At 47.0% G+C, this 18,001-nt stretch carries 8 protein-coding genes; 6 read left to right on the top strand and 2 right to left on the bottom strand.

Annotated features, from left to right (window positions below):
- Positions 1-14: 14 nt before the first annotated feature.
- The 4 genes from ACYQ0C_RS21250 (at position 15) to pelA (ending at position 9,551) form a co-directional block, all read left to right on the top strand.
- Positions 15-2,417 carry a family 43 glycosylhydrolase gene (locus tag ACYQ0C_RS21250; RefSeq protein ID WP_016274827.1) on the top strand — a complete coding sequence of 801 codons (2,403 nt, stop codon included), beginning with the start codon at positions 15-17 and terminating at the stop codon, positions 2,415-2,417.
- A 70-nt stretch (positions 2,418-2,487) separates the two neighbouring features.
- Positions 2,488-4,893, top strand: a complete 2,406-nt coding sequence (locus tag ACYQ0C_RS21245) for a glycoside hydrolase family 127 protein (protein WP_016274826.1) — start codon at positions 2,488-2,490, stop codon at positions 4,891-4,893.
- A gap of 32 nt (positions 4,894-4,925) precedes the next feature.
- On the top strand, positions 4,926-7,169 hold the full coding sequence (locus tag ACYQ0C_RS21240; RefSeq protein ID WP_016274825.1) for a S9 family peptidase: 2,244 nt from the start codon (positions 4,926-4,928) through the stop codon (positions 7,167-7,169).
- 240 nt (positions 7,170-7,409) lie between these two features.
- Positions 7,410-9,551, top strand: coding sequence for a pectate lyase (gene pelA, locus ACYQ0C_RS21235; RefSeq protein WP_016274824.1), 2,142 nt, complete (start codon positions 7,410-7,412; stop codon positions 9,549-9,551).
- Between the two features lie 71 nt (positions 9,552-9,622).
- Here the strand turns inward: pelA and ACYQ0C_RS21230 are convergent, their stop codons facing one another.
- Complete coding sequence (locus ACYQ0C_RS21230; RefSeq protein WP_016274823.1) at positions 9,623-11,350, bottom strand: ATP-binding protein; 1,728 nt, start codon at positions 11,348-11,350, stop codon at positions 9,623-9,625.
- Positions 11,351-11,577: 227 nt separating this feature from the next.
- On the bottom strand, positions 11,578-13,161 hold the full coding sequence (gene nadB, locus ACYQ0C_RS21225; RefSeq protein WP_016274822.1) for an L-aspartate oxidase: 1,584 nt from the start codon (positions 13,159-13,161) through the stop codon (positions 11,578-11,580).
- Positions 13,162-13,321: 160 nt separating this feature from the next.
- Between nadB and ACYQ0C_RS21220 the strand changes: the two genes are divergently transcribed.
- Positions 13,322-14,266, top strand: a complete 945-nt coding sequence (locus tag ACYQ0C_RS21220; RefSeq protein ID WP_016274821.1) for a FecR family protein — start codon at positions 13,322-13,324, stop codon at positions 14,264-14,266.
- Between the two features lie 164 nt (positions 14,267-14,430).
- Positions 14,431-17,994, top strand: a complete 3,564-nt coding sequence (locus ACYQ0C_RS21215) for a TonB-dependent receptor (protein WP_025077086.1) — start codon at positions 14,431-14,433, stop codon at positions 17,992-17,994.
- Positions 17,995-18,001 lie beyond the last annotated feature (7 nt).

The raw sequence follows: 18,001 nt of genomic DNA, 5'->3' as shown, positions 1-18,001 counted from the left end.
TTTGCTATATAGAGATGAATAAGATACGATTGGTTGTTGCTTCCTTATTGTTGGGAGCTGCTACAGGCTTTGCTCAGAAGCCTTTTAATGCTTCGGGTACGGGGAATCCCATTATTCCCGGATATTTTGCCGATCCCACGGTGAAGAAGTTTGGCGATACGTATTATATGTATGCCACTACGGATGGCAGTGGGGCCGGTTTCGGTCCTGCACAGGTGTGGACCAGCAAGGATTTTGTGAACTGGACGCTGATGCCTATGAACTGGCCGGACAGTCATTGGATATGGGCTCCCGATGTGATGAAACATACGGATGGGAATTATTATTATTTTTATTGTCAGCCCTGTATGATTCATTGCGGGGTCAGTGAAACGCCGCGCGGTCCTTGGAAAAATATATTGGGTGAAAGTGAGGCTGTTCTTGTACCCGACCGTTTTGTGACGAATGCCATTACATTGGACGGGCAGACCTTTGTGGATGATGATGGTTCTGTATATTTGTATTGGGGGACTTGGGGGATTTATAAAGGTTTCGGTTGCGGAGCCGGAAAATTGGCTTCCGATATGAAGAGTTTTACTGAAACGCGTCTGATTCCGAATACGGAAGCCACGGATTTTTTTGAAGCGCCCTTTGTGATGAAACGGAACGGTATCTATTATTTTATGTATTCTTCGGGTTCCTGTCACGACCACACCTACCGGGTGCAGTATGCCACTTCGGACAAGCCTATGGGGCCGTACACCTATCGGGGATGTATTCTTGAAACTAATACCGATGGAACAATTCATGGGCCGGGACATCATAGCGTTTTGAAAGAAGGCAATGAATATTATATGGTCTATCACCGTCATGATAATCCGCATTCCAACCGCGGATTTCATCGTCAGCTTTGTGTGGACCGTATGGAGTTTGCCGAAGATGGAAGTATTAAACCCCTTATTCCCACTCATGACGGAATAGGTGCATTGGCATCTTCTGTAGTGAAATCAAAAAATCTGGTTTTGGGTGCTAAGGTGAGGGCTTCTTCTTTTTATGATGCCGGTTTCCGTCCCGAATATGCTGTAGATGATAATAACGGGACTTTATGGCGTCCTCGTGGAATGGGACAGGAGTGGATAGAAGTGGATTTGGGTGTTGCCCGGCAAATACAAACGATCTGGACTCAATTTGAGTATGGTACACAATTTTATCAATATTTAATTGAAACTTCTGCCGACGGCAAGCATTGGTCTGTTTTCGCTGATAAACGGAATAATCGTCTGGCAGGCAGCCCGATGGTCGATTTTGGCAAAGTGAAGGCTCGTTATGTCCGTCTTACCTTTACCGGAGGACAGAAGAACGGATTTGGCGGGGCGGTCTGGAACTTGAAAATCTTTGAGGGTGTGGAAGCATCGGCTCCGCAACAATGGCTGGGATTTACCGCAGCTGATTGGAATGGTCGTGAATGGCAGAACAATGAAGGGATGCTGGGAGGGGCTTTTACATTGAAGGAAGGTTCGGCACGCATACAGCGCATCGGTGGGCGTGATGCGTTGGTACTGGAACCGGAAACTACATTGGAGTATAGTCATCCGTTACTCTCTTCGTCCAAAGAGCATACAGTTAGTGGGTTGGTTTACAGGTCAGGTAAATGGCAGAGTTATGAAGCGGAGTCGTGCCTTTCGTCAGGAGCGATTGCGCTGCATAGTTCCACCGAACCTTTGGTCATTACCAATTTCCGTTACTATAATTGGAAACAGGAAGCAGCGGAAAAGGCATACGATGCGGAAAAGGATATCGTGCGTCTGCCTGTAGCCGATCAGCAGAAGCATGGGTTGGTGGTCAGTCTTTCTGCCGATGATTTTGTAGTGAACGATACGGTTCCTTATCTGGAAAACCGAGGAGTAAAAGGGTATTTTGAAGCCCGGAAATTACCTCTCGTTGTGAAAGAAGTGAAAGGGAAAAAGGCATTTCATTTTGAGGGTACTCAGGTCTATATTTCCAGTTTTATGCTTCCTGCCACTTTGCAGGATAATGCCCCTTATACCTTGGAGGCATGGGTACTGAATAATTCCATTAGTGAAAATGAATGTGTGGCCGATTTTACTACCTCGCATGATGAATTGGAGAAAATCATGTTGGTCAACGGCACGGAGCCTCGTTGTGGAGTAATCAATCACTATGGCTGGTATGAAGATGCAGGATATAAGGACATGAAGGAATTGGCAGGAAAGTGGCAGCACATCTATATCTGCTTTGATGGGCGGATGGAACAGGTTTATATCAATGGTCAATTAATCAGTGAGAAAGATATCCAGTTGCTGGTGAAACCGTCACAATTTGTCACATTGGGACGTAATGCCGAAGGAGACTGGCCCTTTACCGGTTATCTGCACTCATTGAAGTTATGGGATGAATATTTGCCGTTGAAAGAGTGATTCATCCTTTTCCTATGACCGGAATATGTATTTTTGCAAAAACTATGATAAACAATTAAATGATAGAACCATGAAAAAATTTTTAGTCACTGCTCTGTTGACTGCTACCGTAGCAAGTGGAACAGCGCAAGTAAAAAATCAGTCGCACGGCTATCCTATCGACCCCGTACCTTTCACTTCGGTGAAAGTAACCGATTCATTTTGGGGACAGCGACTGAATGCCAGTCGTGAAGTAACGATTCCCCTGGCGTTCAGCAAATGCGAGGAAACAGGACGTTATACTAACTTTGTCAATGCCGCCCATCCCAGTGATACCATTAAAGTAGGCGGACTGGCTTTTGACGATACCGATGTGTACAAAACGATAGAAGGTGCCAGTTATCTGTTACAGACCTATCCGGACAAAAAACTGGCTAAGTATATTGATAGTGTGCTGGTTATTGTCGCTGCGGCACAGGAACCGGATGGTTATCTTTATACTTCGCGTACCATGAATCCCAAACATCCGCATGAGTGGGCAGGAAGCAAACGGTGGGAGAAGGTGGAGGAACTGAGCCATGAATTCTATAACTTGGGACACATGGTAGAAGGTGCTATTGCGCACTATCAGGCCACCGGAAAACGTAACTTCCTTGATATCGCCATCCGTTATGCTGACTGTGTCTGCCGGGAGATAGGTACGGGCGAAGGGCAACAAATCCGTGTGCCGGGACATCAGATTGCCGAAATGGCTCTTGCTAAACTATATTTGGTAACGGGGCAACAGAAATACCTGGATCAAGCAAAATTCTTTCTGGACCAGCGTGGACATACCACCCGCACAGATGCATACAGTCAGGCACACAAGCCGGTAGTGGAGCAGGATGAGGCCGTGGGACATGCTGTCCGTGCCGCCTATATGTATGCAGGTATGGCAGATGTGGCCGCACTGACAGGGGATACGGCTTATATCCATGCCATCGACCGTATCTGGGACAATATTGTGGGCAAGAAATATTATATTACCGGCGGTATCGGCGCCACCAGCAATGGGGAGGCTTTTGGCAAGAACTATGAATTGCCCAATATGTCCGCTTATTGTGAGACTTGTGCGGCTATCGGTAATGTGTATGTCAACTACCGTTTGTTCCTGCTTCATGGTGAGGCAAAATATTATGATGTGCTGGAACGTACCTTATATAATGGCCTTATTTCGGGCGTGTCTCTGGATGGTGGCGGGTTCTTCTATCCTAATCCGTTGGAAAGCATCGGGCAGCACCAGCGTCAGCCTTGGTTTGGCTGTGCCTGTTGTCCGTCCAATATCTGTCGTTTCATCCCTTCTTTGCCGGGATATGTGTATGCGGTGAAAGATAAGGACGTGTATGTCAATCTGTTCATGTCCAATACTTCGAACTTGAAAGTAGAGGGTAAGGCTGTTTCTTTGGAGCAGACCACTCATTATCCTTGGAACGGCGATGTCACTATCGGCGTCAACAAGAACAATGCCGGACAGTTTACAATGAAAATCCGTATTCCGGGATGGGTGCGTAATCAGGTAGTTCCCAGTGACCTGTACACTTATTCGGATGGAAAGCGTTTGAGCTATACAGTGAAAGTAAATGGGGAACCGGTACAGAGTGAACTGAAGGACGGTTATTTCTGCATAGACCGCCGTTGGAAGAAAGGGGATAAAGTAGCTGTCCATTTCGATATGGAACCTCGTACGGTGAAAGCCAATAATAAGGTGGAGGCAGATCGTGGCCGTATAGCTGTAGAACGTGGACCGATAGTCTATTGTGCGGAATGGCCGGATAATGATTTTGATGTGCTGAGCGTGTTTATGAACCGCACTCCTCAATTCGAGGTAGTTGAAAAACCGGATTTACTCTATGGCATTAACCAGTTGAAGACGGATGCGCAGATTCTGGGCTATGACGACAGAGGTCGTCTGACGGCTACTGATGTAAAGCTGACGTTGATCCCTTACTATGCTTGGGCACACCGCGGTGCAGGTGCTATGGCAGTGTGGCTGCCTCAGGAATTAAGTGCTTCCCGTCCGACTATGCCTGCTACGCTGGCATCGGAAAGCAAAGTGGATGCTTCGCATAAGGTGAAATCCATCTCCGCCATTAATGACCGTCTGGTGCCGAAAGATGAGAATGACCGTTCCGTACCCTATTATCATTGGTGGCCCAAACAGGGAACTACCGAATGGATATCCTACGAGTTCCCGTCCGAATCGACTGTTTCCAGTGCTACCGTATATTGGTATGATGATGCTCCTTGGGGAGGATGTCGCGTACCGCAGAGCTGGAAGGTGTACTATAAAGATGCACAAGGCCAATGGCAGCCGGTGAGTGGAGCGGATAAGTATGGAGTGGAAAAAGGTACGGGGAATACCGTCAATTTTGACCCGGTAAAGACAAAAGCGGTGAAACTGGAGGTTGTTCAGCCGGCTGATCATTCATCGGGTTTGTTTGAATGGGAAGTAAAATAGTAATTGGGCAAATTATTAGCACATTATTTAAAATGAAAATTGGTAAGTTAGGTTGGTTGGCAGCCATGCTCCTTAGTGGGGGCATGGCTGTCGCTCAAGGTACGGCTGATGATTATCGGCGTGCTTATGCATTGAAAGAGAAATTCAGTGCGGACAAAGTTTTCTATTCCAATGTCAATCCGCAATGGATAGAGGGTACGCATCAATTCTGGTATGTGCGGAATACGCCGGACGGCCGCCTGTATGTATCTGTGGATGCGGATAAGAAAGCTAGAAAAGAATTGTTTGATTCTCATCGTCTGGCAAAGGCGTTGGGTGCTGCATCCGGAAAGGAGGTCAAGCCGGAAGCACTTTCTTTGGGGCGTCTGTCGGTCAGTAAGGGATTGGATACGCTGCGCTTTGTGTTTAATAATCAACGTTGGATGTATGCGTCCCGGAAAAATCAGCTGGTCAATGAAGGGGCGCTTCCTCTCCCTCCCAAGCAAAAGCATTGGATGGAGGTGGATGATGAGAAGACTGCATCGCCGGTTCCGTCTCCTGATGGTAAATGGATAGCATTTATTAAAAATCAGAACATCTATGTAAAGGAGGTGGCTACCGGAAAAGAAAAGCAACTGAGCTTGGACGGGACACTGGGTAATTATTATTCAGCCTACATCCGCTGGTCACCGGACAGTAAGAAGGTGGCTTCCTGCAAGATCCGTCCGGTGGAAAAGCGTTATGTTTATTATGTGGAATCTTCTCCGGCCGATCAGCTTCAGCCCAAGCTTCACAAACAGGAGTATGCGAAGCCGGGAGACGAACTTCCTTTTAAAGTGCCCTGCATCTATGAAGTGGAGAGCGGACGAAGCATTATTCCTTCTACCGAATTGTTCGACCGGCAATATGAAGTATATGGACCCGAATGGAACCCCGACAGCCGTGCCGTGACTTTTGAATATAACCAGCGCGGACATCAGGTGTACAGAGTGCTTGAGCTTTCTGCCGAAACGGGAAAAGTGCGCCCGTTGGTAGAAGAAACCAGCGATAAATATGTGAATTATACCCGTCATTTCCGTCATGACTTAAAAGACGGCAAGCAGATGATATGGATGAGTGAGCGTGACAATTGGAATCATCTCTATATGTACAACCGTACTACCGCACAGCCCGATTATCAGATTACTAAAGGAGAATGGTATGTACGCGAAGTGCTTCGGGTAGATGAGGACAACCGTCAGATTTATTTCTCGGCAAATGGTATGGAAGCCGGTGAGGACCCTTATCTCATTCGTTATTATCGCATCGGTTTTGATGGCAAAGGGCTTACCTGTCTTACTCCCGAAGAAGGGATGCACCGTGCTTGGTTTTCGGAAGATATGAAGTATTTGGTAGATGTTTATTCTATGGTGGACAAGGCTCCTGTAGCTGTGTTACGTAGTGCCAGGGATGGCAAAGTGGTGATGCCGTTGGAAACAGCCGACATTACCCGTCTGGAGGCCGAAGGCTGGAAAGCTCCGGAGGTGTTTGTTGCCAAAGGGCGGGACGGCAAGACGGATATGTGGGGACTGATTGCCCGTCCCACCAACTTTGACCCGAACAAGAAATATCCGATTATCGAATACATTTATCAAGGTCCCGGAGACCAGTATGTCCCGAAGACTTTCCGTCCATACGACTGGAATATGACTTCCTTGGCCGAATTGGGTTTTATCGTCGTGATGGTCGATGGAATGGGCACTTCTTTCCGTTCGCGTGCTTTTGAGAATGTATGTTATAAGAATTTGAAAGATGCCGGTTTGCCGGACCATATTGCCTGGATTAAGGCAGCTGCGCAAAAGTATCCTTATATGGATGTGGACAGGGTAGGTATTTACGGTTGTTCTGCCGGTGGTCAGGAATCTACGAATGCTGTTTTGCTTTATCCTGATTTCTATAAAGCGGCTTATTCGGCTTGTGGTTGTCATGATAACCGTATGGATAAGATTTGGTGGAATGAACTTTGGTTGGGCTATCCGGTAGGAGATCAATATAAAGAAGGATCGAATGTGGAAAATGCCCATCTGTTGAGCCGTCCTTTGATGTTGGTGGTAGGTGAGTTGGATGATAATGTAGATCCTGCCTCTACCATGCAGGTGATCAATGCATTGATAAAGGCGAATAAAGATTTTGAATTGGTCGTGATTCCCGGAGCACATCATACCATGGGAGAAGATTTTGGCGAACACAAGCGGTATGATTTCTTTGTCCGTCATTTGATGCAGGTGAATCCACCGAAGTGGGAGGAGATAAAATAGGAGGAGTGAGGTTTGTAGCTGTAGGAGTTTGTTAGTTATAATAAATATAGGTGGCAGTGTTATGGAGGGTAAGTCCATAGCACTGCTTTTTTATGTAATTCCGTGTTTTTATTGATAAAATGATGTCGGTTTGAGTAGTGTCTATGCAAAATCTGCCTGAAAAAGACCAAATATTCTCTGTCTTAAAGTATGAAAACGCATAATTTTGTATGCTGGTTTTTATCAAAACATATAGGAATAATGAAAAATACATTCAAAAAGGTGTTTATTGGCTTTATGGCTTTTGCCATGGTAACCGGTTCCTTTGCGCAGCAAGGAGTTCATAAAAAGGATAACGAGTCGTATCCCAAGGGGTGGAAACAAATAGCACGTATGGAGCAGGATTCTTTCTTTCTGACGGATGAGGCTCGGCGGATTGCTGAAAATGTATTGGCCTTCCAACGCTGTACGGGCGGTTGGCCGAAGAATATAGATATGGCCCGCCGCATGAATGATAAAGAGTTGGCTCAGGTGATGAAGGATAAATCACGCTGTGATGATTCTACGATAGATAATAATGCCACAACTGCCCAGATGATTTTTCTAGCCCGTCTTTATAGACAGACTAAGGATATACGTTATCGCGATGCTTTCCTTCAAGGAGTGGAATATTTGCTGGGCGGCCAATACGAAAACGGAGGATGGCCGCAATTCTGGCCCGGTCCGCGTGGTTATCAGATACATATTACTTTCAATGACGATGCCATTGTCAATACATTGAATATGATACGTGATATGATGAATCACAAAGCGCCTTATGAGGATGATTTGATAGACAAGGCTTTGTGTGTACGTTTGGAAAAAGTCTTTCATAAAGGAATAGAGTGCATTTTGGCTACACAAATTATCAAGGATGGAGAACCTTCAGTGTGGTGTCAGCAGAATGATAGGGAAACATTGAAGCCTGCACCGGCACGCGCGTATGAGTTGCCGTCTTATTGTTCGGCGGAGAGTGCCGGAATTGTGCGTCTGCTCATGGAATTACCTGCACCCGACGCACGCGTGAAGCGGGCGGTTCACGGAGCCATGAAATGGTTTGACAGGTATAAACTTACCGGTTTGCGATGTGAGCGTATCGTACTGGCAAATGGTGAGCGGGATACTCGTCTTGTGGAAGATCCTCAAGCCGGACCTATTTGGGCGCGTTATTATGATTTGAAATATTGTGAACCGTATGTATGTGACCGTGACGGGCTGCCGCGTCGCCACTTGGAAGAGATAGGTACAGAACGTCGTAACGGATATAGTTGGTACAATAGCAGGCCGGCTGAGCTTTTTGCCATATACAACGCATGGGCGGACAAATATGATCCGAAGCATAAAGTGGCAATCAGTCTGGCAACCAAAGGAGCGAATGAAAATGGGCTGATTGAAATGTATCGTCGTCCCGTGGTAGAGCGTACGGCTTTTGATGTGGTGGTAAAGCCGGGAGAGAGTATTCAGGCGGCTATTGAAAAGGCTCCGGAAATTCCGACAGTACCTTTTAAAATCTTATTGCTGAACGGAACGTATCATCAAAAAGTGATTATTGACAGGCCTAATATTGTTTTAGTGGGGGAGAACCGTGACAGTACGCGGATTGTATTAGCTGAAACTGCCAAGACACGTACCCTCACGGAATATCATGGACGTCCGGTAGGCAATGGTGTCATTGTGTTGCAGGAAGGTGCGGACGATTGTGTTATTAGCGGAGTGACTGTTTACAACAATTACGGAACTACCGTTGAAAATACGACCACCCATCAGATGGCGATTTTTGGACGTGCCACCCGCACCATTATCATCAACAGTAATGTGTGGGCCGATGGGAACGATGCCCTTTCCTTGTGGGCACCCGGAAGCAATGGCATGTATTATCATGCCGACCTCTATCTTCGTTGTCCGGGGGTGGATTTCCTTTGTCCTCGCGGATGGTGCTATGCCACACGCTGCCATTTTTATGGTGATAGCCGTGCCATGATTTGGCATGACGGACGAGGTAACAAGAACAAGAAACTGGTTATTACCAATTCTTCATTTGATGCTAAGACCCCGACACTTTTAGGACGCTATCATCATGATTCCCAATTTTATCTCATCAAATGTAACATGTCGAAGAATGTGCTTGACGGGAATATTCATTATGCTTATTCGGATAAAGTGCTTGATCCCTGTCCATGGGGGTTGCGTACCTATTATTATGGTTGTACCCGTGAAGGAGGGCACAGTGGCTGGTTAAACGATAATTTGAAGGAGGCGGAGAATGCTCCGGAGTTTTATGGCGTTACCGCCAAATGGACGTTTGACGGCAAATGGGACCCCGAACAACGTATCAGGGATCTTTGGAATGTATTGGCTTACTAATTTAATAGGTTGTAATAGGAAAATGACCACTATTTTAGTTCCTGTATGAATTTTCATTGTTTTGAGCAGGCCTACACTTCTTCCATCCGCTCCAGCTCCCATCCCCGGAACTGCATGATAATACAGTGCAGTTTCGTGTTCTGTACCAATTGCCGCACCCGGGGTGCGGCAGCATATTCCTTAATTTGTTCCACCGCTTCCTGCCATTGTGTCCGGGCTTTCTCTTCCGTGTCCTTCACCGGCAGATACTTCAGTTCAAGAATATAGCTATGCTTCACCTCGTAACGCATCAGGTCCGGCATGAGGAAGAGGTCGCAGTAACCGTGGTTCAGTTCCATTTCCGGAGCCATCAAGTAATAAGCGTTTACGCTGAGGTAGGCGGTGAAGAAACCTTGTATATTGCGTTCGCCTTCCATGGCACTACGTACGGATGAATTTTCCTTGTAGGCATGGGCAATAAATTCCAGCGTTTCGCGCCAATGACCTTCGTAAGCCATTTCATCGAACAGGTCCATCAAGTTGTTCAGGTTGATATGGCGTTTGTCCTGGTACTCCTCCAGCATGAATTCGTAATACTGTTTGCGCACATTATAGTTGGGGATACTCAATACCAGGCGGCTGCCGCGTGTGGCAGTGATGGTCAGCATGCCATAATAGAAGAGCAGGCTGGGGAAGATTTCGGGTTTGGCGATTTCCTTGGCCGGGAAGGTGGTGATCAGGTTGGTGATAATTTGCCCTTCTTCGGTGATTTTACGTAATACGCCCTTGCGGTTGCCGTCCAGCTTGTCCAACTGGATTAGTTTCTTCATTTTGTTGTAGTCCGTACGGGTATTGGGATCTATCATCTCTTCGGGAGATTTGCCCAGCGTGATGTAATTGCGCAGGTAGTAAAGTACCATGTCGCAATTGAACATTTTCGGGTCGCGCTCCAGACTTTCTTTAGCGAAACAGTAATTATTATACCACGGTTTCATTTCCCGGATCATTGCTTCAATGTCCGCGTCGGCCTGGAGCTGTCCGGCATCTTTATAATATTGAAACATGGTGCGCACGTCCGTCTCGCTGAATCCCAGCATCATGTTGAACTGGTAGTCGGTACTGATATTCCAGCCGATGTTGAATCCGCTGGTCAGGTCGTCCAAGGTGACGGGGCTGACGCCGGTCATGAAGATGCGCTCGAACATGCCTTTGAATTTCTTAAATATTTCACGATAGAATCCGCTGGCATGGGTCAGGGCATGGTAAACGTCTTTTCCCTGCTCGTTCAGAACGATGTTAGTAAAGTTATCGTATTCGTCGATGATGAGGTAAAGTTTCATTCCGGATTCAGCCGCATGCAGGTTCAGGTAGTTCAGCTTGCTGACAAAGTCGGGCTGTTCTTCCATCTTTTGTGCAAATCCGGGAAAATAATAAGGTTCATACACTTTGCCGAACAGGTCCATCACCATGCCGCAATAGTTATTGAAGTTTTCTTCCAGTGAACCGCTTCCGCCACTGGCGCGCGAGAAATCAAGATACACCACCTGAAATTTACCTTGCAGGGGCGTGGGGCGGCTGCCTATCCACAGATTGCCGAAGCGTTTCTGGAACTTTTCTTTCTGTGCTATGTCATAATAAGCACGCAGCATACTCAAAAAAATACTCTTGCCGAAGCGGCGGGGACGGATAAAGAACAGGTTTCGGGGCTGCTTTTCCAGCAAAGGCAGAAACATGGTTTTGTCTACATAATACATGTTCTGCTCTGCCACTTCCACGAAGTTGGCAATGCCATAGGGGATTTCTTTTATATTTTCCATCATTGCTTCTGTTGTCTTTAGTTCATATCCGGATATCAATAAAACAAAGATAGTCTATTCTTACTGAAGGAACAAAGGAAATAAAGTTTTTAATAGAAAGAAGATGTTCAAGGTGAGTTATGCGCTTGAAAAAAAGGAGGGTTACTGGGCCTGAAAAAAGGGTGCGCTAAAAGCCATGTTCATTGTTTAGGCCTTTTGGCACACCCTCTTGGTGAGTTCTAAAAATAGATCTATGATTTCTTTTCTGTCGCCGCGTGCGGATAATCAATGGTATAATGCAGGCCGCGGCTTTCTTTCCGCTCCATGGCCTGGCGGGTGATCAAATATCCGATGTTGATCATGTTACGCAGTTCGCAAAGCTCGCGCGAAGCCTTGCTGCGTTTGAACAGGCGTTCGGTTTCTTCATACAGAATATCCAACCGGTTCCATGCACGGATCAGCCGGGTATTGCTTCGTACAATGCCTACGTATGCTTCCATAATCTGGTTCACCTCCTTCATGCTTTGGGTAATCAGTACCCGCTCCTCATTGTTCATGGTTCCTTCATCGTTCCATTCGGGTATGTCTTCGTTAAAGTCATACCGGTCGAGTACGCTCAGCGCATGTTTGGCTGCCGCGTCCGCATAAACCACTGCTTCTATCAGCGAGTTGGATGCCAGACGGTTGCCTCCGTGCAGACCGGTGCATGAGCATTCGCCGATGGCATACAGGCGGTTGATGCTGGATTGCCCGTCCAAGTCCACTTTGATACCTCCGCACAGGTAATGAGCCGCCGGAGCCACAGGAATATAGTCTTTGGTGATATCAATGCCCAGGCTGAGGCATTTCTTATAAATATTGGGGAAATGTTTCTTTGTTTCTTCCGGATCCTTGTGGGTTACATCCAGATAGACATGATCCTCACCACGCTGCTTCATCTCGTTGTCAATAGCACGTGCCACGATGTCGCGCGGAGCCAGTGACAGGCGCGGGTCATATTTCTGCATGAACTCTTCACCGTCTTGATTCTTTAACACTGCGCCATAACCACGCATGGCTTCGGTGATAAGGAAACTGGGACGGTCTCCCGGATGGAAGAGTGCGGTGGGATGGAATTGTATGAATTCCATGTCCTTTACCGCCCCTTTGGCGCGATACACCATGGCGATGCCGTCACCTGTAGCTACCAGCGGATTGGTGGTGTTGCGGTAAACCGCCTCGCATCCGCCCGTTGCCATTACCGTCACTTTGGACAGGAACGTATCTACTTCTCCGGTTTTCTCGTTCAGCACGTATGCTCCGAAACATTTGATGCCCGGTGTATGGCGGGTGACGATAATTCCCAGATGATGCTGGGTAATGATTTCCACCGCATAGTGATCTGTAAATAGGGTGATATTGGGATGAGCCTTGACGGCTTCTATCAGGCTGGTCTGTATTTCAGCGCCGGTATTGTCTTTGTGGTGCAGGATACGGAATTCCGAGTGTCCCCCCTCCTTGTGAAGGTCGAATTCTCCCTTCTCATTCTTGTCGAAGTCCACTCCCCATTTCACCAGTTCCTGGATTTGCGCGGGAGCTTCACGCACCACTTTTCCCACGGCTGCGGGATCGTTTATCCAGTCGCCCGCTATCATTGTGTCTTCAATGTGCTTTTCAAAATTATCCACTTTCAGGTTGGTAACGGCTGAGATACCTCCCTGGGCGAAATAGGTGTTGGCTTCTTCCAGTCCTGCCTTACAAATCAGGGCGACATTACCTTTATGGGCCACTTTCAGTGCGAAACTCATTCCGGCAAGTCCTGAGCCGATAACAAGGAAATCGAATTTTTTAACCATGATCATATACTTTATAGCTGCAAAGGTAAAGAAAACCTTTGTTCATTGTACTTTATCGGGCCGCTTTTTGTTTCTTATTTTTTTCTGAGAAAAAAAAGATGTTTTCTACTAGGGGTATAGCAGTCTTATTCGCTATTATAGCAGAAAAGACTTAAAGAAGATGAATAAAGACTTATTATACCGTTTCTTTGAGGGACAGGCGTCTGTGGAAGAAATGAAAAAGATAAAGGAATGGACGGAACGTTCCAGTGAGAACCGTTCCCGGCTGTATAGAGAGCGGAAGCTCTTCGATGCCATGCACATCGTGGCGGCTTCGCAGCGGGGCGGGAAGCCGCTGGATTCCGGAAAGGCGGTTCATCTGTCCCTCTTCAGAGAATTCATGAAAATAGCTGTGATTGTGGCGGTGACGGTTTGTGTGACGGCAACTTTTTTTTCAATAGGTAACAAGGATAGAAATGTAGCTATGCAGACTGTCACTGTCCCTCCCGGGCAACGGGTCAATCTTCTTTTGCCCGATGGTACGGACGTGTGGTTGAATGCCGGAACCACAATGCGTTATCCCGTCTCTTTCATGGAAGGCAAACGTGAGATTACCCTGGACGGTGAGGCTTATTTTGATGTGAAGCGTGACGAAGAATGCCCGTTTGTGGTACATACTCATGCTATGGATGTAGAAGTGCTGGGGACGAAGTTCAATGTGGAAGCCTATTCTAAAAAGGATTTCTTTGAAACTTCCCTGATGCAGGGAAAGGTGAAAGTCACCTTGCCTGCGGATAAAACGAAATCCGTCCTGCTGGCTCCCAATCAGAAGACCACTTTGACAGACGGACAGCTGGTGGTGAGCAAGATAGACGATTATGGCTCCTATCGCTGGAAAGAAGGACTGTATTGTTTCCACGACAAAACGCTGGGTGAAATCATGCAGGACTTGGAGAAGTATTTCGACTTGGATATCAAGATACACAGGAAAGAAACAGCCGATGTGGTGCTCACCGGTAAGTTCCGCATATCCGAGGGGCTGGATTATATATTGCGCGTCTTGCAGACCGATGTTTCCTTTACTTACCGGAGGGATACAGACCAGAACATTATTTATATCAAGTAACCATAAAATTCGAAACCTTTAAAAACAGAATGTATGAAATCTCCATGAAAGACCAAACCTCTTGAAAATAACGAGCCGGCGGATGTTTGCGCCATCTGCCGACTCTCAGTTAACACAATTTCTTTGTTAAAAAAAACCGTATTAAAAACTTATTTTACAAAGGTATGAAAAACATTCCTATGTCGGACTTTCACATGCCTGAAAGTTCCAGATTTAAACGTTATTTTAGATTTGCGAGAAAGTCTGCTTTCTGCTTGTGTTTCAGCAGCCTCGTATTAATGGCGGAAAGTGCCTACGCACAAAGCGCCAAAGTAACCATCGACCGGAAAGATGTCCAAATAGAATCTATATTGAACGATATAGAGTCGCAGACAGATTATCTGTTTGTCTATAAACGCGATGTGGACGTGAAAGGAGTAAAAACCCTCACCGTAAAGGAACGCCCGGTATCGGAGATATTGGCACAGTTGTTCGCCGGTTCTTCCGTTACCTGGAAGATGGAAGGAAACCATATTTTTCTGATACATGGGAAAAATACTTCAAACCAGTCTGTCAAGCAATCAAAGGATGTCAAAGGGAAAGTGGTGGATGCTACGGGCGAACCGGTTATCGGCGCTACGGTTACGGAAGAAGGTACCACGAATGGAACCATCACCGACTTTGACGGTAATTTTACGTTGCCGCTGTCCGATGACGGCGCACTGCTGGTTTCTTTTATCGGATATAAGCCCCAGACCATAAAGCCCAAGGGCAGTGAGATGCTTCAAATTGTCTTGAAAGAGGACAACCAGATGCTGGACGAAGTGGTGGTTGTGGGGTTCGGTACCCAGAAGAAAGTGAACTTGACCGGTTCTGTCAGTGTAATTTCGGCCGAAGAGATTCAGCAACGCCCGGTAGCCAATGTCACCCAAGCATTACAAGGTATGATTCCGGGATTGCAGATTACGCAGTCCAATGGTAGTCTGGAAGATACACCGAGCATCAATGTACGTGGTACAACCACCATCGGACAGGGTACCAGCGGCTCACCGTTGATATTGATTGACGGGCTGGAAGGCGATTTGAATACCATTTCACCTCAGGATATTGCCAGTATCTCTGTATTGAAGGATGCGGCGGCTTCTTCCATTTATGGTTCTCGTGCGCCGTTCGGAGTGATTCTGATCACCACCAAGTCGGGCGGTGAAGAAGGCAAGGTAACCATTAACTACAATAACAGTTTCCGTTTCGGCAACCCTATCAACATGAACCACATGATGAATTCCGTTGATTTTGCCAGCTGGATGAACGATACCAAGACTAATGGGGGAAGCGGCGCTTATTTCCTGCCGGACCGTATGGAGAAACTGGTAGACTATCACAATGCGACACCTTGCGGCCCCGGCCAGCGTGTCACAAGTGACGGTACCATCCTGTATTCCATCTCGGAGCGTGGCGATGGAAGCGGACTGTGGCAGGATGGCTATGCCTACGGTATCAATGATGAAGATTACTTTGACGTCATATTCAAGAAATGGACTTTTTCACAAGAACATAACTTCAGCCTGAGCGGCGGAAACAAGAAGCTTAATTACTATGCTTCTCTGAATTACTTGAACCAGGGCGGATTCATGAATTTGGGAGAAGAGGGACTGGACCGCTACAATGCCATGCTCAAGGTGAGTTCCGAACTCACTGATTGGTTGCGTTTCAATTACTCAGTCCGTTTTGTACGCAAAGACTATAAACGTCCCGCCACACTGACTTCTAGCTTATATCGCGATATAGCACGCCAGGGATGGCCTGTGTTGCCGGTTCTTGATCGTAACGGATATTATTATTCCTCTCCGTCACCGATACTCGGACTGGCAGAAGGAGGAGTGGATAAATCGCAGAACGACAATGTTTACCATCAGGCAAGCTTTGTAATAGAACCTGTAAAAAACTGGATCACGCACATTGATTTCAGTTACCATACTTACGCCAACGACCAACACTGGGACTTGCAGCAGTTTTACAACCACAATGCAAATGGAGACCCTGTTCCCCTTACCGACAAGTCTGAGGTGCACGAGGGTCTGTATAAGAACAATTATTATAATTTCTCAGCATATACGGAATATACTCACTTGTTCAATGAACGCCATAACTTCCATGTACTGGCTGGTTTTCAAGCAGAAGAACTGAAAGAGAAACAATACGGCCTGACCCGGGACGGCATCATGTTCAGCTACAAATCCGAAATCGATATGACTACCGGTCTTGGCCCTGACGGAACAGAAATACCCCCATCTGTATATGGCTCACGTAATGAATGGGCTACTGCCGGCTTCTTCGGTCGCGTGAACTATAGTTACAATGACAAATACCTGTTCGAAGGCAATGTCAGAGCCGACGGTACCTCACGCTTCCGGTCGCACAACCGCTGGAGAGTGTTTCCTTCGGTATCTGTGGGATGGAACATCGCCCATGAAGAGTTTTTTGAACCGTTGACCAATGTAGTAGGGATGCTGAAGTTGCGTGCTTCCGCCGGTTCATTGGGAAACCAGAATACCGGCAACTGGTATCAGACTTATCAGACCATGAGTGTAGGTGCGTCCAACGGTTATTGGCTGATGAACGGCAAACGCCCCAATACCGCATACGCTCCGGGACTTGTTTCCGAAGATCTGGGATGGGAAAAAATCCAATCCATGAATGTGGCGTTAGACTGGGGAATGTTCAATAATCGTCTGACCGGTTCTGTGGAGTATTACATCCGCAATACGAAAGACATGGTGGGCTATGCTCCCGAGCTTCCCGCCATACTGGGTACAGGAGTGCCTTACACGAATAATACCGACTTACGTACCCTGGGATGGGAGTTGACTGTCGGTTGGAGAGACCAGCTCCAGAATGGATTGAGCTATGGAGTGAATTTCAACCTTTCCGACTCTCGCGCTAAAATTACCAGATACCCCAACAATCCGACGAACGATATCTGGAGCTACATCACCGGACGCTATATCGGAGAAATTTGGGGATACACCACCAAAGGGCTGGCCCGTACGGACGAAGAAATGCAGCAGCATTTGGCTACACTGCCCAATGGAGGACAGGATGCATTGGGTTCGGACTGGAAAGCCGGTGACATTATGTATGCCGACATCAACGGTGACGGAAAAATTTCTTCCGGTTCGGAAGTGCTGGGAGACTCGGGCGACTTGAGCGTGATAGGCAATAACACCCCGCGCTATCTGTTCGGTCTGGATCTGAACGCAAACTGGAAAGGATTTGACTTCCGCGCTTTCTTCCAAGGCGTCATGAAACGCGATGTATGGAACGGCAGTGTCTATACCTTTGGCGCCAATGGTGACGGCATGTGGCAAGCAGCCGGTCTGGAGGCCGTAAGTGACTATTTCCGCGATGAGAACACATGGTCGGTGAGAGAAGGCTATACGCAGGCCAATACCGATGCCTATTTACCCCGTCCGTTGTATAATGGGAAAAATCTGAATACACAGACCCGTTATTTGCAGAATGCCGCTTATATCCGTCTGAAGAACTTGCAGGTGGGCTATACCATTCCTGTCGCGATCAGCTCGCGTTGGGGAATCAAGAACCTCCGTGTTTATTTCTCCGGCGAGAATTTATGGACCGGAACCGGTGTGGACAAACAGTACGACCCGGAAACCATTACAGGCGGATATTCGGGTATGGGCTATCCATTGTCCAGAACCTTGTCATTCGGATTAAACATAACCTTATAAACCATTT

The organism is Phocaeicola sartorii JCM 17136 = DSM 21941 (assembly GCF_054653615.1).
This window is presented reverse-complemented; position numbering and strand designations above follow the sequence as displayed.